Annotated in this window: 21 protein-coding genes, 1 pseudogene and 1 riboswitch; of the genes and pseudogenes, 11 read left to right on the top strand and 11 right to left on the bottom strand. The window is 67.5% G+C overall.

The features are described from left to right. The first annotated feature begins 48 nt into the window (after positions 1-48). A complete protein-coding gene (locus tag PGN16_RS12795) occupies positions 49-1,608 on the top strand; it encodes a glycoside hydrolase family 43 protein (protein WP_335309778.1) in 1,560 nt (519 codons plus the stop codon). A gap of 68 nt (positions 1,609-1,676) precedes the next feature. Continuing rightward, positions 1,677-1,761: pseudogene (locus PGN16_RS12790) on the top strand. Between the two features lie 27 nt (positions 1,762-1,788). On the opposite strand, the gene PGN16_RS12785 reads toward PGN16_RS12790, so the two are convergent. Both PGN16_RS12785 and PGN16_RS12780 read right to left on the bottom strand, forming a co-directional pair. After that, on the bottom strand, positions 1,789-2,136 hold the full coding sequence (locus tag PGN16_RS12785; protein WP_335309777.1) for a hypothetical protein: 348 nt from the start codon (positions 2,134-2,136) through the stop codon (positions 1,789-1,791). An 80-nt stretch (positions 2,137-2,216) separates the two neighbouring features. After that, a complete protein-coding gene (locus tag PGN16_RS12780) occupies positions 2,217-3,035 on the bottom strand; it encodes an inositol monophosphatase family protein (protein ID WP_335309776.1) in 819 nt (272 codons plus the stop codon). 45 nt (positions 3,036-3,080) lie between these two features. Here PGN16_RS12780 and PGN16_RS12775 point away from each other — a divergent pair, with 45 nt between their 5' ends. From PGN16_RS12775 to thiC, 6 genes are all read left to right on the top strand, one after another. Next, positions 3,081-3,953, top strand: coding sequence for a sterol desaturase family protein (locus PGN16_RS12775; RefSeq protein ID WP_335309775.1), 873 nt, complete (start codon positions 3,081-3,083; stop codon positions 3,951-3,953). Further along, positions 3,856-4,242 carry a DUF2141 domain-containing protein gene (locus PGN16_RS12770; RefSeq protein WP_443019661.1) on the top strand — a complete coding sequence of 129 codons (387 nt, stop codon included), beginning with the start codon at positions 3,856-3,858 and terminating at the stop codon, positions 4,240-4,242. Before PGN16_RS12775 ends, PGN16_RS12770 begins: the two co-directional genes overlap by 98 nt. Positions 4,243-4,304: 62 nt before the next feature. Next, complete coding sequence (locus PGN16_RS12765; RefSeq protein WP_335309774.1) at positions 4,305-5,186, top strand: MipA/OmpV family protein; 882 nt, start codon at positions 4,305-4,307, stop codon at positions 5,184-5,186. Between the two features lie 275 nt (positions 5,187-5,461). Further along, positions 5,462-6,520, top strand: coding sequence for a ferritin-like domain-containing protein (locus PGN16_RS12760; RefSeq protein ID WP_335309773.1), 1,059 nt, complete (start codon positions 5,462-5,464; stop codon positions 6,518-6,520). Between the two features lie 64 nt (positions 6,521-6,584). Continuing rightward, positions 6,585-7,649 (top strand): ferritin-like domain-containing protein, encoded by a 1,065-nt coding sequence (locus tag PGN16_RS12755; RefSeq protein ID WP_335309772.1) that lies wholly within the window; start codon positions 6,585-6,587, stop codon positions 7,647-7,649. A gap of 89 nt (positions 7,650-7,738) precedes the next feature. Beyond that, positions 7,739-7,849, top strand: a riboswitch (TPP riboswitch). 40 nt (positions 7,850-7,889) lie between these two features. Then, the gene (gene thiC, locus PGN16_RS12750; RefSeq protein ID WP_335309771.1) at positions 7,890-9,737 is read left to right on the top strand and encodes a phosphomethylpyrimidine synthase ThiC; all 1,848 of its coding nucleotides are present in this window, start codon (positions 7,890-7,892) and stop codon (positions 9,735-9,737) included. A 67-nt stretch (positions 9,738-9,804) separates the two neighbouring features. Here the strand turns inward: thiC and PGN16_RS12745 are convergent, their stop codons facing one another. Genes PGN16_RS12745 through crtY form a run of 4 tightly spaced genes read right to left on the bottom strand, consistent with a single transcriptional unit; the run spans position 9,805 to position 12,997 of the window. After that, positions 9,805-10,071, bottom strand: a complete 267-nt coding sequence (locus PGN16_RS12745; RefSeq protein WP_335309770.1) for a Txe/YoeB family addiction module toxin — start codon at positions 10,069-10,071, stop codon at positions 9,805-9,807. Continuing rightward, positions 10,068-10,322, bottom strand: coding sequence for a type II toxin-antitoxin system Phd/YefM family antitoxin (locus PGN16_RS12740; protein WP_335309769.1), 255 nt, complete (start codon positions 10,320-10,322; stop codon positions 10,068-10,070). The genes PGN16_RS12745 and PGN16_RS12740 overlap by 4 nt, the downstream gene beginning before the upstream one ends. A gap of 48 nt (positions 10,323-10,370) precedes the next feature. Continuing rightward, the gene (locus PGN16_RS12735; protein WP_335309768.1) at positions 10,371-11,843 is read right to left on the bottom strand and encodes a phytoene desaturase; all 1,473 of its coding nucleotides are present in this window, start codon (positions 11,841-11,843) and stop codon (positions 10,371-10,373) included. After that, positions 11,840-12,997, bottom strand: a complete 1,158-nt coding sequence (gene crtY / locus PGN16_RS12730) for a lycopene beta-cyclase CrtY (RefSeq protein ID WP_335309767.1) — start codon at positions 12,995-12,997, stop codon at positions 11,840-11,842. Before crtY ends, PGN16_RS12735 begins: the two co-directional genes overlap by 4 nt. 112 nt (positions 12,998-13,109) lie before the next feature. Between crtY and PGN16_RS12725 the strand changes: the two genes are divergently transcribed. The 3 genes from PGN16_RS12725 (at position 13,110) to PGN16_RS12715 (ending at position 15,605) form a co-directional block, all read left to right on the top strand. Then, entirely contained in the window at positions 13,110-13,643 is a 534-nt protein-coding gene (locus PGN16_RS12725) for a peroxiredoxin (protein ID WP_335309766.1), read from the top strand. A gap of 77 nt (positions 13,644-13,720) precedes the next feature. Further along, on the top strand, positions 13,721-14,770 hold the full coding sequence (locus PGN16_RS12720) for a GGDEF domain-containing protein (protein WP_335309765.1): 1,050 nt from the start codon (positions 13,721-13,723) through the stop codon (positions 14,768-14,770). A 427-nt stretch (positions 14,771-15,197) separates the two neighbouring features. Continuing rightward, entirely contained in the window at positions 15,198-15,605 is a 408-nt protein-coding gene (locus PGN16_RS12715; protein WP_335309764.1) for a DUF1810 domain-containing protein, read from the top strand. Here PGN16_RS12715 and PGN16_RS12710 read toward each other — a convergent pair. The 5 genes from PGN16_RS12710 to PGN16_RS12690 all read right to left on the bottom strand — a co-directional run bounded on the left by PGN16_RS12710 (position 15,602) and on the right by PGN16_RS12690 (position 20,622). Further along, the gene (locus tag PGN16_RS12710) at positions 15,602-17,275 is read right to left on the bottom strand and encodes an ATP-binding protein (protein WP_335309763.1); all 1,674 of its coding nucleotides are present in this window, start codon (positions 17,273-17,275) and stop codon (positions 15,602-15,604) included. The two genes, PGN16_RS12715 and PGN16_RS12710, sit on opposite strands and share 4 nt — an antisense overlap. Before the next feature lie 72 nt (positions 17,276-17,347). Then, positions 17,348-18,064 carry a TIGR02186 family protein gene (locus PGN16_RS12705; protein ID WP_335310334.1) on the bottom strand — a complete coding sequence of 239 codons (717 nt, stop codon included), beginning with the start codon at positions 18,062-18,064 and terminating at the stop codon, positions 17,348-17,350. Positions 18,065-18,099: 35 nt separating this feature from the next. Next, positions 18,100-19,014: a sulfite exporter TauE/SafE family protein gene (locus PGN16_RS12700; protein ID WP_335309762.1), complete on the bottom strand. Its 915-nt coding sequence runs from the start codon at positions 19,012-19,014 to the stop codon at positions 18,100-18,102. Positions 19,015-19,054: 40 nt separating this feature from the next. After that, entirely contained in the window at positions 19,055-20,038 is a 984-nt protein-coding gene (locus PGN16_RS12695) for a hypothetical protein (protein WP_335309761.1), read from the bottom strand. Between the two features lie 29 nt (positions 20,039-20,067). Next, positions 20,068-20,622 carry a hypothetical protein gene (locus tag PGN16_RS12690; RefSeq protein ID WP_335309760.1) on the bottom strand — a complete coding sequence of 185 codons (555 nt, stop codon included), beginning with the start codon at positions 20,620-20,622 and terminating at the stop codon, positions 20,068-20,070. Positions 20,623-21,013: the final 391 nt, after the last annotated feature.

The raw sequence follows: 21,013 nt of genomic DNA, 5'->3' as shown, positions 1-21,013 counted from the left end.
ACAGAACGACAAATCGTTATACGATCATATAAATGAGAGGATTGCATCTTGGCTGGAAAAGCACGGCTGTTGCTGCATTGCACCACCATGGGCGGTGCGCTCGCGCTTGCTGCGCCCGCTACCATTAATGCGCAGGTTTGGCGCAGCGATCGGGGTGACGGCAACTATGCCAACCCGCCGCTCAATGCCGATTATCCCGATCCCGACATCATCCGGGTGGGCGCGGACTTCTATTTCGCCAGCACCACCTTCGCGAATGCACCAGGCATCACGCTGCTCCACTCGCGCGACCTGGTGAACTGGGACATCGTGTCGCATCTGCTGTCGCGGCTCGATGGCTCGCCGACGTTCGACATGGCCGATGGCGGTTCGTACCGGCACGGCTTCTACGCCCCGAGCCTGCGCTACCGGCGAGGCGTCTTCTACGTCGCGGTCACGCCGGTCGGACAGCATACCCGCATCTATCGTGCGCGCGATCCGAAGGGCCCATGGACGCATGTCACGCTCAATCGTGCCGCCTTCGATCCGGCGCTGTTCTTCGATGACGATGGCGCGGTCTATCTCGCCACGTCGATCGGCAGCGACGGGACGATCACGCTCCATACGCTCGACCGCGACGCGACGCGGATCACCGCCTCACGCGTGATCCATTACAACAAGGGCGCGGAGGGCTCGAAGCTCCTGAAGCGCAACGGCTATTACTATCTGTTCAACGCGATCCCCGGCAAACTCGCGCTCACCGTCTCCCGCGCGCGCGCGCTCGATGGCCCGTGGGAAACCCGCCCGCAAATCGACGACACCACCGGCGGCCATCAGGGCGCGCTGGTCGATCTGCCCGATGGCGGCTGGTACGGTTTCGTGATGCGCGACAGCGGTGCGATCGGGCGCGTCACCAACATCAGCCCGGTGTTCTGGCGCGACGACTGGCCGGTGTGGGGCACACCCGACGCGCCGGGCCGCGTCCCCGATGTCGCGCGCAAGCCGATCGCCGGACAGTCGTTCGCCGAACCACCGTCGAGCGACGATTTCGCCGCCCGCACGCTCGGCCGCCAGTGGCAGTGGAATCACAATCCGCTCGACCGGCGCTGGTCGCTGGGCGAGCGCCCGGGCTGGCTCCGCCTCCACGCCGCGCCGGGGAGCCAATTCTGGTGGGCGCGCAACACCCTGGTGCAAAAGGGTCAGGCCCCCCGCGCGCGGGGCGAGGTGCTCGTCGACACAAGCGCGCTGCGGCCGGGCGACGTCTGCGGTTTCGGCACGCTCGGCAAGTTCAGCGCCCAACTGTCGGTGCTCGGCCGCACGAACACGCTGACGATGCGCGTCACCGAGGATCGCAAGGACGGCCCGCACATCGACATCCGTGAGCCAGCGCGCCGTTTCCGTGGCACGCGCCTGTGGCTGCGCACCGAAATGGACTTCCCCGCGAAGGTCGCAACCCTATCCTACAGCGAAGACGGCCGCCGCTTCACCCCGATCGGCGGAACGGTGCCGCTGGTGTTCGACTGGCAGACCGGCACCTTCCAGGGCGTCCAGTTCGCGCTGTCCTGCTACAATCCTGCCGGCAAAGGCGGCTGGCTGGACGTGGACCGGTTCACGTTGTCGAAGTGGTGAGTGCTATGGCTGGTCTTCGTGGATAGCGGACGTGACGCTCGTCCAAGTTTATGTGCTATCGCCGCACCGCCAGCGTGACGGAATTGGTAGACGTATCGCTACAGCGATCCTCGGCGACGGTCGGGGTGCGGGTTCGATCCCCTGCCGCTGGCAACGGCTCGACATGGTGGATAGCGGATATTACGCGGCGCCGTTGCAGAAGGCCTGCGTTACCCGGTTCGTCTTCGGCTCGAAGATGACGTTGACGATAAAGCATTCGCCGTCGTTGATTGCAGGTAGATGATAAACGTCGCTTACCCAACGCCTCTGCCCTACCGGCAGATCTTTGTGCGCTGACCCCACGTAGGTCCCGATAACCTCGCCAGACTTAATTGCGGTGTAGAACCTGCTGTAGCGGGTTAGGGCCAACGCCTCTTTGGGCATACGCACCTGCCGCTCGATCGTATCCATCGTGGCGGCCTGTCGCGGCTCCTCAGCAGCACCGCAGGCGGACAACAACACTGCCGCAAAGAAGGGCTCGATCCTCATAAACCCAGCGTCTCACACATAGCGAATGTCTGCTAGTGGAGCGGAACCGGTCACACAGGCCTACCTGAACACGCGCCAACTCAATGCTCGTGGTGGTCATGTCCCCCGACGTTGCGCAGCGCCTCCAGCACCTCGTCGGTGCGCGCCGGGTCGCCGATCGCCAGCACATGCCCGGCGCTGTCGGCGGTCAGCGGGTCGCCGTTCCAGTCGCACATCCGCCCGCCCGCGCCCTCGACGATCGGCGCCAGCGCCGCGAAGTCGTAAAGCTTGAGCCCGGATTCGCAGACGATGTCGAGGAACCCGCTCGCCAACAGCCCGTAATTATAACAGTCGCCGCCATAGACCGGCCCCTGCCGCGGCGCGCCGCCGCTCGCCGCGGTCACCAGCGCCATGAAGTGCGGGACGTCGGCATCCTCGAACAGATGCGGGCTGGTGGTGGCGACGATCGCCCCTTCCAGCGCCGCGCACGCCCGCGTTCGCACCGGCGCGTCGTTGAGGAGCGTCGGTCGCCCGGTCACGCCGGTCCAGCGCTCGCGCTGCACCGGCTGGTCGATGATCCCCAGCACCGGCCAGCCATCCTCGACCAGCGCGATCAGCGTCCCGAAGATCGCGCGCCCGGCGGTGAAGCTGCGCGTGCCGTCGATCGGATCGAGCACCCATTGCCGGCCGGTCACGCCGTCCTTCACGCCATGTTCCTCGCCGACCACGCCGTCACCGGGACACTCGGCGTCGAGCAGCCGCCGCATCGCCTCTTCCGCCTCGCGGTCGGCGCGCGTCACGGGCGAGCGATCTTCCTTCAGCTCCAGCCCGGCCGGCTGGCGGAAATAGGGGCGGATCACCGCGCCCGCGGCGTCGGCGAGGCGGTGGGCGAGCGCGATATCGGCGGGGCGTACAGGCATGACCCTGCCTATCGCGCCCGTCGTCGATGCGCTAGAAGCGATGCCATGTCCGCCACGATCGCTATCCTGTTGTCGGCGCTGGCGATGAGCGTCATCGTCGGCGTGCGCTATCTGGCCGCGAGCGCCGGCTTCGCACTCGCCACACGGCTGAAGCACCCGCGGCTCTATGCCGGGCTGGACCCGCAAATCCGCCGCGAGATCCTGTGGAGCCTCGCCTCGGCGGGCATCTATGGCGTGCCCGCCGGGATCATCGCCTGGGGCTGGCAGAACCGCGGCTGGACGCGGATCTACGACGACGTCCATGCCTTTCCCTTATGGTATCTGCCGGTGTCGGTGCTGCTGTACCTGATCGCGCACGATACATGGTTCTACTGGACGCATCGCTGGATGCATCGTCCGCGCGTCTTCAAGCTGGCGCATGCGGTGCACCACGCCAGCCGCCCGCCGACGGCATGGGCGGCGATGGCCTTTCATCCGATCGAGGCGGTGACCGGCGCTGTTGCCATTCCGCTACTGGTCTTCGTGATTCCGATCCATGTCGCCGCACTGGGGGTGGTGCTGACGGTCATGACGATTATGGGGGTTACCAACCATATGGGCTGGGAAATGTTCCCGCAGTTCATGTGGGGGGGACGGGTGGGCCGGTGGCTGATTACCGCCAGCCATCACCAGCGGCACCATGAACGGTACGGATGTAACTATGGTCTTTATTTCCGCTTCTGGGACCGGCTCTGCGGCACAGACGATGGGCTCGGCGATTTCGCGCGCGATCACGCGAAAGCGGCGCGCCGCGGTGGGGCTGGCGTTGCTGGCGGTGCCGCTGATCGGCGCGGCGCCGGTCGGCTCGCTGCAGGTGGAGATCGATCATCTGCGCTCGTCCAAGGGGATGCTGCGGCTGTGCCTGACCGCCGATCCTGACAATTTCCCGAACTGCGTCGACGATCGCGACGCGGTGACGCGCTCGGTGCCCGCGGGGCAGACCAGCATCCGCTTCCCCGCGCTGCCGCGCGGCGACTATGCGGTGGCGGTGATCCACGACGAGAACGGCAACAAGAAGCTGGATACGTTCGCGGGCATCCCCAAGGAAGGGTTCGGCTTCTCGCGCAACCCCGCGATCCGCTTCGGCCCGCCGCGTTTCTCCGCGGCGCGCTTCTCGCTGACCACTGATGCCGAAGAGCAACAGATTCGAATGCGCTACATGCTGTAACCAGCAACATGGAGCAAAATTCCCCGCGGACGGTTGGGCGCGCAGACCAAAGGGGAATTTACGTGTACGTCAACCGTTCCGCCGCCCGCGCGCTGCTCGCCGCCGCACTTGCCTGCCTCGCGATGCCGGCGCTCGCGCAGAGCGCCTCGGTACCCGCCGAGCCCAACCCGACACCCGATCCGGCGCTGGTCGGCGACACGGTGACCGTCGCGGTCGCGGCGGCCTATCTGCCGGACTACGAAGGTTCGGACAATTACCGCGTCGTCCCCGGCCCGGCGGCGATCGGCTCGTTCCACAATTTCGCGTTCCAGGTGCTCGGCAATCGCGCGTCGATCGATCTGATCCCGAATCCGTCCGGGCCGAGCTGGGACGTGCAGGCCGGCCCGATCGGCGTCATCAACTTCAACCGTACCAACAACAAGGCGATCGACGATCGCCGCATTCGCGCGCTGGGCGAGCGTGATACCGCGTTCGAGCTGGGCGGCTATGTCGGGCTCGGCAAGACCGGCGTGCTCACCAGCCCCTATGACAAGCTCTCCGCCTCGCTCAGCTATCGCCACGACGTCAGCGGCGTGCACGACAGCGGCATCTGGTCGCCGTCGGTCAATTACTTCACGCCGCTCAGCCTGAAGGCCGGCGTCGGCCTCTTCGCCTCGGCCGAGCGCGTCGAGCGCGGCTTCGCGCGCACCTATTTCGACGTCGACGCCGCGCAGTCGCTGGCCAGCGGGCTGCCGCAATATCGCACCCGCGGCGGGTGGAAGCATTGGACGGTCGGCGTGGCGGGCACCTATTCGCTGACCGGCAATCTGCTGAAGGGCTGGAAGGCGATCGGCGGGGTCACCTACAAGAAGATGCTCAACGACTTCGGCGACACGCCGGTGGTGTCGGTCGCAGGCTCGCGCAGCCAGTGGCTGGCGGCGCTGGGTGTTGGGTATACGTTCTAGTCGCAGGGCGGGCCGACGGAGAACCGCTCCGTCGACCTCGCCCAAGACCGGCCGGCGGGGCACCGCCCCGACCGACGACGCGGCTTCGCCGCGGCGGGCTCCCATTCGTAATCTCTGTCGAAAAGAAGCGGGGTCCCGGATCAAGTCCGGGACGACGGTTGGCAGGCCACCTCACCAAAAAACCAAATCCCGTCTTTGCCCCCCGCCCGCTGCTGGCCTATCACGCGCATCAACGCCGCGTACCGGCGCGAGTAAATAGAAGGGACGAGCCTGCCATGACCGATAGCGAGCAGCTGATCGAGACGCTCGACGCGCGTGTGCGTCGCCGCGATTCGCGTCGCGCCTTCTTCACCGGCGCGCTGGGGGCCGCGGCCGCCGCCGCGACGCTGTCCGGGACGGCAGAGGCGCAGACAGCGACGCCCACCCCTTCGCCCTCGCCCTCGCCATCCCCCACCCCGACTTCGACCTTCACCGAGGTCGACGTGCTCAACTTCGCGCTGAACCTCGAATATCTGGAGGCGAATTATTACGCCTTCGCCGTCACCGGCAGCGGGCTCGCCGCCGCCGACATCAGCGGCGCGGTCGGGACCGCGGGCGCGGCCACCGGGGGCCGCGCGGTCGGGTTCAAGGACCCGATCGTCCAGCAATATGCACAGGAAATCTATCAGGACGAGCTGGCGCACGTCCGCTTCTTGCGCGCGCAGTTCACGACATCGTCGCTCCTCGCGCAGCCCACGATCGATCTCGGCACCAGCGCGACCGGCGCGTTCAGCACCGCCGCGCGTGCCGCCGGGCTGGTCGGCAACGGCGTCGCCTTCGACCCTTACGCCTCGGACGAGAACTTCCTGCTCGGCGCCTATCTGTTCGAGGACGTCGGGGTCACCGCCTACAAGGGCGCGGCACCCGCGCTCATCAACAGCAAGATCTATCTGGAGGCGGCGGCCGGCATCCTCGCGGTCGAGGCGTATCACGCCGCGATCATCCGCTCGGTGCTGTACCGCAAGGGGCTACAGACCCCCTCGCTCCAGCTGATCGAGGCGACCACCGCCATCTCCAAGGCGCGCGATACGCTGGACGGCAATCCGACCGAGGATCTGGTGCGCGGCATCGGTCCGGTCGACGACAGCGGGCTGGCGACCGGCACGATCGTCGATAACGGCGTGTCGCTCGACGTGTCGAACATCGCGCCGCTCAACACCAACGGCATCGCATTCAGCCGCACGCCGTTGCAGGTGCTCAACATCGTCTATCTCAACCAGGCGGCGGTGACGAGCGGCGGCTTCTTCCCGGCCGGGGTCAACGGCAACATCAAGACGAGCGCGGCATCGGCCTGACGCGAGGCGGTCTCCACCGCCTCCCCGCTTTCGTCCCATACGCCCCGCATTAGGGAATGACGCCATGATCAAGGATTCCGTTTTCGCCGCGCTCGAACTGGCCGAGGTCCGCCGGGCCGAGCGCCGCCGCTTCCTCAAGCTGGCCGGCGCCGGCACCGCCGCGGCCGGCGGGCTCGCGTTGCTGTCGGCGTGCGGCAGCGACAACAACAACAGCACCAGCCCGAGCCCCACCCCGACGCCGACGCCGACCCCGACGGGCAGCGTCACCACCGACGTCGCGATCCTCCAGCTCGCGCTGAACCTCGAATATCTGGAGGCGCAATTCTATTCCTTCGCCGCCTTCGGGCGGTCGCTTCCCGAAGCGAGCCTGACCGGCACGGTCGGCCAGCGCGGCGGCGTTACGGGCGGGCGCAAGGTGACGTTCTCGGACCCGATCATCGCCAGCTATGCGCGCGAGATCGCCGCCGACGAGCTGGCGCACGTCAACGCACTGCGCGCCGTCATCACCTCGGTCAACGCCGCGCAGGTGATCAACCAGCCGGCGATCAACATCGACGGCGGGACGACCGGCGCCTTCACGCTGGCGGCGCGCAACGCGGGGATCATCGGTGCCAACGACACCTTCGATCCCTATGCCGATGACAAGAGCTTCCTGCTCGCCGCCTATCTGTTCGAGGACGTCGGCGTCACCGCGTACAAGGGCGCATCGCCGCTCATCAGCAGCGCGATCTATCTGGAAGCGGCGGCGGGCATCCTCGCGGCCGAAGCCTATCACGCCGGGCTGATCCGCGCGGAACTCTACAGGATGGGCACGCTGGTGTCCGGGGCATCGGACGCGATCACCAAGGCGAATGCGATCTCCGACTATCGCGACAGCCTCGACGGGGTCGGCACCACGCTGCTCCCCAACCTCAACGAGCTGGACGAGGGGATCACCAAGACGGTCAATGGCGCGCAGGTCGCCAATATCGTCCCCGCCGACACCAACGCGATCGCCTACAGCCGCACCACGTTGCAGGTCCACAACATCGTCTATCTGACCAAGGCGGCGGCGACCGCAGGCGGCTTCTTCCCGGCGGGCACCAACAACTCGATCGATTCCCTGCGCAGCAGCGGCAATTTCGCCTGACGCCCTCTACATCACGGTCAGGGCCGCATTCCGCATCCGACGGAGTGCGGCCTTTTTCGTTGCTGTCGCACTGCGGACGCGCGTATACCGGTCGCTCCCCGGGGGACCGCCGATGCTGCGGTTGAGAGGAGGACCGCAGTCCTCGACCCGCTGAACCTGATCCGGCTGACACCGGCGTAGGGAGTGGATGCGGCGACCTCCGGCCTCCGTCTTCCTCCCCTCGAGTTGGAGAGAAGACTTATGGCCGACGTTCCCGCCCGTACCGAAATCGGTGTCACCACCGGCCCGATCCGCGGCAGCCGCAAGATCCATGTCGGCCCGCTGAACGTCGCGATGCGTGCGATCGACCTCGATCCCTCCTCCGGCGAGCCGCCGCTCAACGTTTACGACACTTCCGGCCCGTACACCGACCCGACCGCGCGCATCGACATCGCCGCCGGCCTGCCCGCGCTGCGCCGCGACTGGATCCTGGCGCGCGGCGATGTCGAGGCCTATGACGCGCGCGAGATCCGCCCCGAAGACAATGGCCAGCTCGGCCCGGACCGCTCCGGCGGCGTCCAGCCGTTCCCGAACGTCAACCGCCGTCCGCTGCGCGCGAAAGCCGGCGCGAACGTCAGCCAGATGCACTATGCCCGCCGCGGCATCATCACCCCCGAGATGGAATATGTCGCGACGCGCGAGAATCTCGGTCGCGAGATGCTGCGCGAGTACATCCGCGACGGCGAGAGCTTCGGCGCGGCGATCCCCGATTACGTGACTCCCGAGTTCGTCCGCGACGAGGTCGCACGCGGCCGGGCGATCATTCCGAACAACATCAACCATCCCGAATCCGAGCCGATGGCGATCGGCCGCAACTTCCTGGTCAAGATCAACGCCAATATTGGCAACAGCGCGGTCGCTTCGAACGTCGCAGCCGAGGTCGACAAGCTGGTCTGGTCGATCCGCTGGGGCGCGGACACGGTCATGGACCTGTCGACCGGGCGCAACATCCACGACACGCGCGAATGGATCATCCGCAACTCGCCGGTGCCGATCGGCACCGTGCCCATCTATCAGGCGCTGGAGAAGGTCGGCGGCATCGCCGAGGACCTGACGTGGGAGATCTTCCGCGACACGCTGATCGAACAGGCCGAACAGGGCGTCGATTACTTCACGATCCACGCCGGCGTTCGCCTGCCGTACGTCCCGCTCACCGCCAAGCGCGTGACCGGGATCGTCTCGCGCGGCGGCTCGATCATGGCGAAATGGTGCCTCGCGCATCACAAGGAATCGTTCCTCTACGAACGCTTCGACGAGATCACCGAGATCATGAAGGCCTATGACATCGCCTACTCACTCGGTGACGGCCTGCGCCCCGGCGCGATCGCCGACGCCAATGACGAGGCGCAGTTCGCCGAACTGTACACGCTGGGCGAACTGACCAAGCGCGCCTGGGAACAGGACGTGCAGGTGATGATCGAGGGCCCCGGCCATGTGCCGATGCACAAGATCAAGCAGAATATGGACAAGCAGCTCGAGGCGTGCGGCGAGGCGCCCTTCTACACGCTCGGGCCGCTCACCACCGACATCGCGCCGGGCTATGACCATATCACGAGCGGGATTGGCGCGGCGATGATCGGCTGGTACGGCACCGCGATGCTCTGCTACGTCACGCCCAAGGAGCATCTCGGGCTCCCCGACCGTGACGACGTGAAGGTCGGCGTGGTGACCTACAAGCTCGCCGCGCACGCCGCCGATCTGGCGAAGGGCCACCCCGCCGCCAAGCTGCGCGACGACGCGCTGAGCCGCGCGCGCTTCGAGTTCCGCTGGCGCGACCAGTTCAACCTGTCGCTCGACCCCGACACGGCGGAGTCGTACCACGACCAGACCTTGCCCGCGGAAGGCGCGAAGACCGCGCATTTCTGCTCGATGTGCGGCCCGAAATTCTGCTCGATGAAGATCACGCAGGAAGTGAGAGACTTCGCGGCGAAGCAGAATGCGCCGGTCGAGACGTTCGTCGCGGCGGAGGACGCCGAGGCCGGGATGGCGGCGATGAGCGAACGGTTCAAGGAGAAGGGTGGCGAGGTCTACCTGCCAACGGCGGAGTAACTTCTCAGCTCCTCTGGATTATCCAAACAAGACGATCGACAGGAGCCCGGCGGTCAGAGCGCCGGCTTCAATAATGATATCTACACTGCGCGACCTGCAGCACCTGCTCGGCACCGCTCCCTGCCACGCGATACACCAAGCGATGCTCATGACTGATCCGGCGCGACCACCAGCCTGACAGGTTGCCGCCCAGTGGCTCCGGCTTGCCCGTCCCCTTGAACGGGTGCCGCCGGCATTCCTCGATTAGCGCGTTGACCTTGGCGAACAGTTTGGCATCGTGCGCATGTAGATCGACATATTCGGCCCACGAACGCGACGAAAACTGAACGTTCACGGGCGGAGCAGCTCATGCTCCTCGCCGCCGCCGGCCTCGAACTCGGCGATGCTTTCCAGCAACCGCTTGGCGTTCTTCGGCGACCGCAACAGGTACAGCGTCTCCTCGATCGACGCCCATTCGCTCGCTGACACCAGCACCGCCCCCTCACCCCGCTGCCGCGTGATCGCCAACGGCGCGCGGTCGGCGACGACCTTGTCGATCATCGACTTCAGGTTCTCGCGGGCTTCGGAATAGCTGACGGCTTGCATGACGCAAAAGATGGACAATAACCTGTCCAATGTCAACGCGCCCCGCCCTCATCCCAGCATCAACGCCGCCGTCGCCTTGGCACTCCCGACCACCCCCGGAATCCCCGCCCCCGGATGCGTCCCCGCGCCCACGAAGAACAAGTTCGGGATCGCATCATCCCGGTTATGCACCCGGAAATAGGCACTCTGCGTCAGGATCGGCTCCAGCGAAAACGCGCTGCCCATATGCGCGTTCAGGTCGTGCGCGAAGTCGGTCGGCGCATAGCTGAACTTCGTCACGATCCGGTCGTGGATATCGGGGATCAGCCGCCGCCCGACCTCGTCGAGGATGCGCTTTTCCAGGATCGGCCGCACCGTCTCCCAGTCGCCGGTATATTTGCCGAGATGCGGCACCGGCGCCAGCGCGTAGAAGGTCGAATCGCCTTCGGGCGCCAGCGACGGATCGGTGACGGTCGGGTGGTGCAGGTACAGCGAGAAATCCTCGCTGAGCATCCCATGCTCGTAAATGTCGTCGAGCAGCCCCTTATAGCGCGGCCCGAACAGGATCATGTGGTGCGGGATGCCCGGCCACGTCCCCTTCACCCCGAAATGCACCACGAACAGCGACGGCGAGTAACGCTTGCGCTCCAGCCGCGCCGCGGTCCGCCGCGCCGCGCCCGAGTCAGGCAGCAGGTCGCGATAGACGTGCATGATGTCGGCATTTGCCGCGACCATGTCGACCGGCTCGCGCCAGCCACTGGCGGTCTCCACCGCGGTCACCCGGTCGCCCAGCGTCTCGATCTTCGTCACCGGGTCCGACAGCCGCAGCGTGCCGCCCAGCCGCTCGAACAACGCGACCATTCCCGCGACCAGCCGGTTGGTCCCGCCGCGCGCGAACCACACCCCGCCGTCGCGCTCCAACTTGTGGATCAGCGCATAGATCGCGCTGGTCGTCATCGGATTGCCGCCGACCAGCAGCGTATGGAACGACAGCGCCTGCCGCAGCCGCTCATCCGACACGAACTTCGACACGATCGAATAGACCGAGCGCCACGCCTGATATTTGGCCAGCGCCGGCGCCGCCTTCACCATCGACGCGAAGTCGAGGAAGGCGACGGTGCCCAGCTTCTCGTAACCCTCGTGGTATACCCCCGCGGCATAGTCGAGGAACTGGCCATAGCCCGCGACATCGGCGGGGTTCAGCTTGGCGATCTCGGCGCGCAGCACGACATCGTCGTTGGTATAGTCGAAGTTGCTGCCGTCGGGCCAGTTGAGCCGGTAGAAGGGCTGCACCGCGTCGAGCGTGACGTCGTCGGCCAGCTTCTGCCCCGACAGCGCCCACAATTCCTCCAGACAGGCCGGATCGGTGATGACGGTCGGTCCGGCATCGAAGGTGAACCCCTCCTGCTGCCAATAATAGGCGCGCCCGCCGGGCTTGTCGCGCGACTCGACGATCGTCGTCGCCACACCCGCCGATTGCAGCCGGATCGCGAGCGCCAGCCCGCCGAACCCCGCGCCGACCACCACCGCGCGCCGGGTCATGCGCGGCCTCCCAGCGCCGCGATCGCGCGGCCGACCGGCACCGGCGGCTTGCCTGACAGCACCCGCAGCTTGTCGAGCCCGGTCGAGCGCGCGGCATAGAAGCGCGCCACCAGATCGGGCGACAGGCGATAGAAACGCTCCAGCACGCGATAGCGCTGGTCGGGGTCGGCAGCCTTGAACAGCATCAGATCGAGCATCCGGTAGAAACCTCGTTGCCGCCACGAACGCGCGGCATGGCGAAAAGTCAGATCGTGGAGCGCCTTGCCCGAAAGATCGCGCTGATTGGCGATCAACACCGCCATTCGCGCGGCATCGGGCAGCGAATAGCCGGTGGTCGGGTGGAACAACCCGGCGCGCACCCCGGCCTTGGCGACCTTCGCGCCGGTCGACTGCCAATAGGCCGCGAAGTCGCCACCACTGACCACCGGCAGCACGCCGTGCTCGCGGTGGATCACCTCGGCCCGCCAGCTGCGCGCCGCGGCATAATCGGTGACGCGCGCGGCGATCGTCGCCTCGTCCAGCACCGGCGAGTCGCTGTAATAGGTATCCTCGACCAGCAACGTGTCGGGCGTGAACGGCAGCAGATAGACGAAGCGATAGCCGTCGAGCTGCGGCACCGTCGCGTCCATCACCACCGGGCGCGTCAAGCCATGCCCGCCCGCGACGCGCAGCTCGTGCCCGACGAACTTCTGCCACCCGCCGGTCAGCAGCGACAGATCGCCGACGCCCCGCGCATCGATCACGCCGGTGGCGCTCAACCGATCGCCGTCGGCCAGCACCACCGCGGTCGCGCTGCACGCCAGCACCGCGCGCCCGGTCATCAGCGCGCGCCGCGGCAACATCTTGCGGACGTGCGCGTCCAGCGCGGCGGACCGCACCGTGTAATAGGGTTGCGCCAGCGTGCGGGCATGGCCGGGAAAGCGCACGTCATAGTCGGGCCAGCCATGCGCGACGACCGGGGCGACCAGCGCCTGCTCGGCGCCGCGCAGGTCCGCGCCGAAGAACGACCAGAAGTGATTGCCGCCGATCGCCTCGCCGGCCTCGACCAGCCGCACGTCGATACCCGGATGCCGCGCCTGCACCGCCAGCGCGATCAGCGCGCCGGACAGCCCGCCGCCGACGATCGCAAGGTCGCATTTGTGGGTGGCTGGCATACGGTCTGCGCTATCCTAAAGCCGTGCGTTGCGGAAGCCCGCCGCAGGGTGGCGGAACCGGTGGGCGATGATATGGCTTGTCGATCAACTTCCTCCTGCCGGAGTCGTCCCGATGCGCCGTCTGCTTGCTGCCGTCACTGCCCTGACCCTCGCCGCACCCGCCGCCGCGACGCTCGCGCCCGGGGCGAAGGCGCCCGACTTCTCCACGCGCGGCGCGATCGCGGGCAAGGTGGTGCCGGTGCGGCTGTCCGAACAGCTCAAGCGCGGGCCGGTGGTGCTGTACTTCTTCCCCGCCGCCTTCACCGGCGGCTGCAATGCCGAGGCGCGCGCCTTCGCCGAGAAGGTCGATGCGTTCCGCGCCGCGGGCGCGACCGTGATCGGCATGTCGGCCGACAACGTCCCCGACCTTCAGCGTTTCTCCTCGACCGAATGCGCGGGCAAGTTCGCGGTCGCCAGCGCCGGGCCGAAGGTCGTCGCCGGCTATGACGTCGCACTCGGCAAGCAGATCAAGGGGCGGCAGGTCACCAGCCGCACCAGCTATGTCATCGGTCGCGACGGCCGAATCGCGTCGGTCTGGTCGGACATGAACCCGGCCGAACATGTCACGCGCTCGCTGGATGCCGTGCGCCGCCTGACAGGTCGCTGAAACCACGCAGTTATTATATCTTAGGAGTTGCCGCTTACTGCTTCGATCCCGGAATTGGGGGCGATGTGGGGCGGATGATGGCGAGCAGGGCGGTCGATATCGGGCAGGCGAACGGGGGAGATCGCCTGTTCGCCCGGATCGGCGCATTCCTTGCCGCGCACCGCCTCAGCCCCGATCCGGCGCATTATGCCTTCGCCTATGAAGTGGTCGCCAACGCGACCGGGCTGATCGCGCGGCGCGTCGCCGAACTCACCGATGGCGGCGTGCGGCTGACCAGCCAGGACATTGAAAGCCTGGGCGGCACCACCGCCAGTGGCGCGCCGATCGACGCCGCGGACGACGATGCGACGATGACCGGCGACGTCGATGCGCAACAGGCGCTGCTCGAACGGATGATGTTCCAGCTCGAAGGCTTTGGCGATGCGATGCGCGTCGTCCATGCCGAGGCCAATGACTTCGGACGCGACCTGCAACGCTCCGCCGATACGATGCGCGACATGGGTGCGGAGGCCGGGATCGAGGCGATCACGCAGCTTACGGCCGACATGATCGGCCGCGTCCAGCTCGCCGAGGCGCGGCTCGATACCGCGCTGCGCGAAACCGACGAATTGCGCACCGCGCTGGACGAGGCGCGCGGCTCGGCACGCACCGATCCGCTTACCGACCTGCCGAATCGCCGCGCCTTCGACGAGACGTTCGCCTCGCTCCATCGCGACACCCCGGTAACGGTGGCGATTTGCGACATCGATCACTTCAAGCGCGTGAACGACAACTTCGGCCATGCGGTCGGCGACCGCGTCATCCGCATGGTCGCGCAGACGCTGGCATCCGAAAAGGGCATGATGGTTGCGCGCTACGGCGGCGAGGAGTTCGCGCTGCTGTTCGAGAACGTGCCGCTCGACGCGGCGGCACAGATCATCGAGCGCGTTCGCCGCACGATCTCGGAACGCCGCCCGCGCGTGCGCGAGACGGGCGAATCGATCGGCGTCGTGTCCTTCTCGGCGGGCGTGGCCGAGGGGCGGGTCGGCGAGGGCCGCGCCGCATTGATGGCACGCGCCGACGCCGCGCTTTATCGCGCCAAGGATCAGGGGCGTGCGCGGACGATCACATCGGATAGCACGCCGTAATCTGGCGCATCTTGCCCGATCAGGCTGGCGGATCGCGCCAACCCGCGTCGCAAAATGTCCGCCGTCCCTCTTGAGGGGCATTTGGCACGGGTCGTGCAATCACCTTGGCATGGGCCGGATGGACCGGCCGCTGACCAAGGAGCACCTCTCATGACGATCCGTTTCACCGCCCTGCGCCAGTCGCTGTTTTCGGTCGCTGCCGCCTTCGCCGTCGCCGCCGTGATGGTCAGCGCCGCCGTCCCCGTCACCCCGATCGCCTGACCGGAGCCCCCGTCGATGAACAACTATCCCACGCTTGCCCGCTCGCTGCTGCTCAGCGCCGCCAGCTTCGCCACCACCGCTCTCCTGCTCTACGTCGACGCCGTTACGTCCGCGGTCGTCTGACCGCGGCGCGGCACCCCCGCCGCCACTGCGCGTTGCAGGCGGTATGGACCTCGACCGCTTCGTCTCCGCCCAGGCGACCCACTATGACATCGCGCTCGCCGAACTGACGCGCGGCACGAAGCAGAGCCACTGGATGTGGTTCGTCTTCCCGCAGATCGCCGGACTCGGCCACAGCGCCACCGCCCGCCATTATGCGATCCGCGACCTTGCCGAAGCGCGCGCCTATCTGGCGCACCCGCTGCTCGGCCCGCGTTATCTGACCTGCGTCGCCGCGCTCGACCGCCATCGCGGCCGCTCGGCGGAAGCGATCATGGGCGGGATCGACGCCATCAAACTGCGCTCGTCGCTCACGCTGTTCGACCGCGCCGGCGCGCCCGTCGCGGTGCGTGACACGCTGCACGCCTTCTTCGACGGCCCCGACGACGCGACGCTGCGCCTGCTGCGCGACTAACGCCCCTGCGCGCGCCAGCGCTGGACGGTACGCGCGATCATCGCCTCCTCGCCACCCGTTTCGCGCCACAAAGCGGAGAAGACCGGATCGTCCGACGCCGGACGCCGCCCCTCCTCCAGCGTGTCGAACGCGACGCGGATCGGGATCGCCACGCCCTCCCCGCAGACGATCGCCTCGCGGTTGCGCAGTGCGGGCAGCGCGTCGAGGAAGCCGCGCGCGCCTTCGGGCATCGCGGCGCGCACGAACGCCTGATCGCGATCGTTGTTGAGCCGCATCGAGATGATCGTCCCGCATTGCGACAGCACCCCCTCCGACAGATCGGACGGCCGCTGCGTCACCAGCCCCAGCGCGACGCCGTACTTGCGCCCCTCCTTGGCGATCCGCCCGAGAATCTGCGCCACCGACCCGCGCGCCGCCGGATCGGCAGGGACGTAGCGGTGCGCCTCCTCGCAGACGAGCAGGATCGGCCGCTGCGCCTCCCCGCGCGACCAGATCGCGAAATCGAACACCATCCGCGCCAGCACCGCGACCACCACCGAGGTGATCTCGTTCGGCACCCCCGACACGTCGATGATCGAGATCGGCCGCCCGTCGCCGGGCAGACGGAAGATCCGCTGCACGAACGCCGCCATCGTATCGCCGACCAACATGCCGGAGAACATGAAGCCGTAACGCGGATCGGCGCGCACCTCGTCGATCTTGTTCTTCAGCCGCAGGTAGGGCGACGTATCCCCCGCCCGGTCCATCTTGCCCATCTCCTGCTGCAGGATCTGCATCAGGTCGCTCAGCAGATACGGGATCGGTGCATCGACGGTCAGCCTGGCGATCTCCTGCCCCGCCCGGCTCTTGGCCTTGGCGGCGAGCAGGCATTTGGCGAGGATATCGGCATCCACCTGCCGTGTGGCGCCGGTCGAGGTGACGAACACTTCGCAATGTTCGTCGAAGTTCATCAGCCAGTACGGCATCTGGAGATTCGAGACGTCGAACAGCGCGCCGGCCTCGCCGAACGCCGCACCATATTCGCCGTGCGGGTCGATCATCACGACATGCCCCTGCGGCGCGAGCGTGCAGATGCGGTGGAGGATCAGCGCGGCGGCGGTCGACTTGCCGGTACCGGTCGAGCCGAGCAGCGCAAAATGCTTGCCGAGCATCGCATCGACATACAGCGCGGCGCGCACGTCGCGGCTCGGATGCACCGTGCCGATCTCGATCGCCGCCCGCCCGCGCGCGGCATAGATCTCGCGCAGTTCATGCCCGTCGACCGCAAACGCCCGCGCACCGGGGATCGGATAGCTGGTCACCCCGCGGCGAAAGCGCTGCATCCGCCCGGTCAGCCGTTCCTCATCGCCCTCACCGAGGAAATCGACCTCGGCGATCACCGCCTCGCCGCGATCGTCGGCCAGCCGCAGCGCGCGCGTCGTCGCGATCAACCACGTCGCCCCGACCCGCACCTTCACCTGGCCGCCGACCTGCCCGGCCATCGCCAGCACCGGATCGCGATGCGCGCGCAAGCCGTCGAGCGCGGCGCGATCGAGCAACAGCTCGCCGCGGCCCCCCGCGATCTGGCACACGAAGCCGATCGCCGTGGCGTCGTCCTCCGCCGGTCCCGCGCCCGAAAAGGCAGCGGCGATCGCGGCGTCGAAGGCGTGCGAGCCGGGAATGTCGTTCATGGGCGAAAGCACGTCCAAGGCCAAGGAAGTGCCTGCCTTACCGCCCGTTCCGTAAAGATCGGGTGGACGCGCTCAGCGCCGCGCCAGCCGCCCCGCGCCCCAGCCGAGCGCGACCGACAGCAACACCGCCGCGCCGCCGTACAGCCATTCGTGCCGATCGGCCGCCTGCGCGACGAACCGCTCGAAGCCCTTCTTGCGGATGTCGATATCGCGGACCGCCACCGCCAGCACGCGCCCGTCGCGCACCAGGAAGGTCTCGGCAGTGAAGCGTCCGACCGGCACACGCGCCGGGATCGACACGCGCGCGCGGTACAGCACGCCGTCGCTGATCTCGACCGCGCGCGGCGCTTCGTAGAACAGCCCGGTACGCACACGTTGCTCGACCAGCCCGCGCGTGAAGCGATCCTGCACGTCGGACGGCGCCGCGGAAGCGGGCGACAATTGCAGGCTGTCGAGCCCCAGCTCGTAGATCGCGCGGGTGCGCGCATCGACCAGCTCGTTCAGCGGCCGCGACGAGGCGACCGCATAGAAGGACGGCGCGGAACGGTAACGCAGCCGCCCGGCATTCACCCAGATACCGGCGACCTTCTCCTTCTCGCGAATCACGATCGACTGGGTCGGGCCCTTCACCACCACCACGACGTCCGCGCCCTTGGTGTCGGTCGGCGTCCGTCCGCCGGCGTAGATGATCGCGCCGAACAACAGCAGCTCGGCTCCGGCGAAGCTATAGGCGATGTCGATCTCGCGCTGCGAGACGTCGGGCACCAGCACCGGCTTGGCCTGCGCCATCAGCAGCGGCGCGGCGACGAGCAGCAGCGCGGCCCTCACGACAGCTCGACCGTATAGATTTCGTCGGGTCGCCAGCCGAGCCCCAGCGCGATCCGCCCCGCCACCAACAGCACCATCAGCGCGAGCGCGAGCCGCAGATATTCCGGTCGCGCCTTGGCTGCGAAGCGCGCGCCGACCTGCGCGCCGACCACCGATCCGATCAGCAGCAATCCCGCCAGCACGATATCGACCGCCTTGGTGGTGGTGGCGTGCACCAGCGTGGCGGCGGCGGTGACGAACAGGATCTGGAACAGGCTGGTCCCCACCACCACCGCGGTCGACATGCCGAGCAGATAGATCATCGCCGGCACCAGCACGAACCCGCCGCCGACCCCGAGCAGGATCGTCAGGATGCCGGTGAAGAAGCCGAGCAGCAGCGGCGCAAGCGGCGAGATGTACAGCCCCGAGGCATAGAAGCGCGTGCGGAACGGCAGGCTGGCGACGAGCGGATGGTGCCGCCGCCGCCGCGCCGGTGCGCTCCGCCGCCCCTTGGCGACAAGAATCGCGTCGACCGCTTCCTTCAGCATCATGAAGCCGATCGAACCGAGCAGCAGCACATAGGTGATCGCGATCGTCGTATCGATTTGTCCCCATTGCTGGAGCAATCGGAACAACCACGCGCCGAACAGCGAGCCGATGACGCCGCCGATCACCAGCACCGTCCCCATTCGCGTATCGACCCCGCCGCGCCGGAAATGCGCAAACACCCCCGACACGCTCGCGCCGGTCACCTGGCTGGCGGCCGAGGCGGCGGCGACGGTCGGCGGGATGCCGTAAACGATCAACAGCGGCGTGGTCAGGAACCCGCCGCCGACCCCGAACATCCCCGACAGCAGGCCGACGCCCGCGCCCAGCGCGATCATCACCAGCGCGTTCACCGACAGGTTCGCGATCGGCAGATAGATGTCCATGACGGCTCGAAGCGCTAGCCGTTTCGCGGGCGCGATGCCATCAATAGTCGGTGCCGATCGACAGCGCCGGCCCGGACGCCGGGCGCGCGTCGCCGACGACACGCTGCCGCCACTCGACCGCGAGTCGCAGGTGCGACGCGCTTCCGACGGGTATGTCGAGCGTCGCTGCGGGTCCGATATCCAGCCGTCCCGCGTCGCGCTGCGCCCCGCCCCACAGGCCGAGCCCCAGCGCGATGGTCGTCCTGCCGCCCCTGCTCACGACCTGCCGGGTGAGGTGAAGCGCGCCATCGGCATAACCTTCGACGCGATCGCGGAGCAGCGCCCCGGCCTGTGCATAGCCGTCGAGCCGAAAGCCGCCCGGCAGCGGCCGATCGGTCGCCCCACCGACCAGCCCGATGGCCGTGCCACCACGTTGGTTGGCAAGCCCGATCCGCCGTTCCGCCACGATGCGTACCGGCAAGGCGGTCGGTTGCCAGTCGAGACCGAGCGCTGCTTCCTGCTGGCGGGTATCGAGCGCCGCTGCGACCCGCGCGACGATGGCAAGACGGCTCGCTTGGTCGAGTGTCCGGGCGAGCCTGATCCCCGCTTGCGAACCGCCCAATTGTGGCGTCGCCACCCCGCCCCCTGCGCCGCTTCCGCGCAGCATTGCCCAGCCGCTCGCCGACCAGCGCCGCGCACCGGATGCCGGGGGCGCAGGGGTTCCGTAGCGGACCATCCCGAGCAGCCCGAGGGTATAGGCCGATGAAGCTCGTTCCTTTTCCGCAGGGTCGACCTGCGCCGCCGATGCAACGACGTCCGCCGCCGCACTTCCCGCCGCGAACCGCGGCGCTGCGATCGCTTGTTGGTTCGGCGGTGCCGAAGGTGCCGGAGCGACGTCGCTCGTGGTTCGCGACACGATCACCGTTCGCGGTGGATCGCGCAACGTCGCGCTCCGCCGCACGACCTGCCGGAACATCTCCGGCACCGGCGGGTCGGGCCAGAGCTGCCAGATCCGAAGCCCGATCCACGCGCCGAACACCAGCACCAGAAAGCGCAGCGGTCGCCCGCCCCTTCTCACGACACGTCCGGCAGCTGTTCGGGGAAGCGGTGCGCGGTCTTGTCCCAGAGCGGTGCGGCACCGAACAGGATCGCGACATAGCGCACCAGGGCGCGTCGCGCCGCCAGCATCGCGATATAGTTGGCGACGAGTGCGCGCGGTAGCGACCAGCACCCCTCGCGCCAGCCATGTTCGGCGGCGGTGTGCAGCGCCCGCGCGCTCAGCCGCCAGCACAACAAACCGGTGTTGAGCATCAGCAGCACGCGCAGCCCCGGGCCGACCGCCGCCGCCTCGCTGCGGGTAACGGCATGGGCCAGCGACGATATGCCCCAGCCGACGAGCGCCAGATAGGCGGCGACCAGCGCCGCCACGGCCAGCAATCCGCGCCGGTCGCGCATTCGCATCCAATATTCGGCAGCATGTGCGCGGGGGCCCCAGCCGGTACGGTCCCAGCCCGACAGCGCGATTCCCGTTACCCAGCGCGCCTTCTGGCGCACGGCGGTGTCGATCGTGTCGGGAAAATACGCCCGTGTCGCGATCAACCGCCGCCCGCCGCTATCGCGCCAGCGCACGAACCGCGCGGGCAAACCCAGCGAGGCGACCCGCAAGCCGAGTTCATATTATCTTGATACCAAAATTATGCAGTCAGCGTTCAGATTATCACGAAGAATTCGTCGCTTAGGCACGTTTCACCCCAGATAATTTATGCTCGTTAAACTGTTGGCTTACTGTTCTAAGCGTCTCGACGGCGTTAAGTCGCCTTCCAAGTGGTCGGGAAGGTACCACTAGCCCGTGCAAGGGTCTGCCGGCCGGTGGCGCACATCTGTACCTTCCAACAGCGCACCGGCAGACCTTTGGGGCCTTAAGCTTGCTGCGTCTTATTACGGTTTGTTCTCACACAGTCGGATAAGGCAAGATGCGCAACGTTTGATAGCCGAACCGATAGCGCTGCTGGGCAGCTGG

It is taken from the genome of Sphingomonas phyllosphaerae, from assembly GCF_036946485.1.
GTDB classification, from domain to species: Bacteria; Pseudomonadota; Alphaproteobacteria; order Sphingomonadales; family Sphingomonadaceae; genus Sphingomonas; species Sphingomonas phyllosphaerae_E.
Note: the sequence above shows the minus strand (reverse complement) of the source record. Positions and strands in the feature narration are given on the sequence as shown.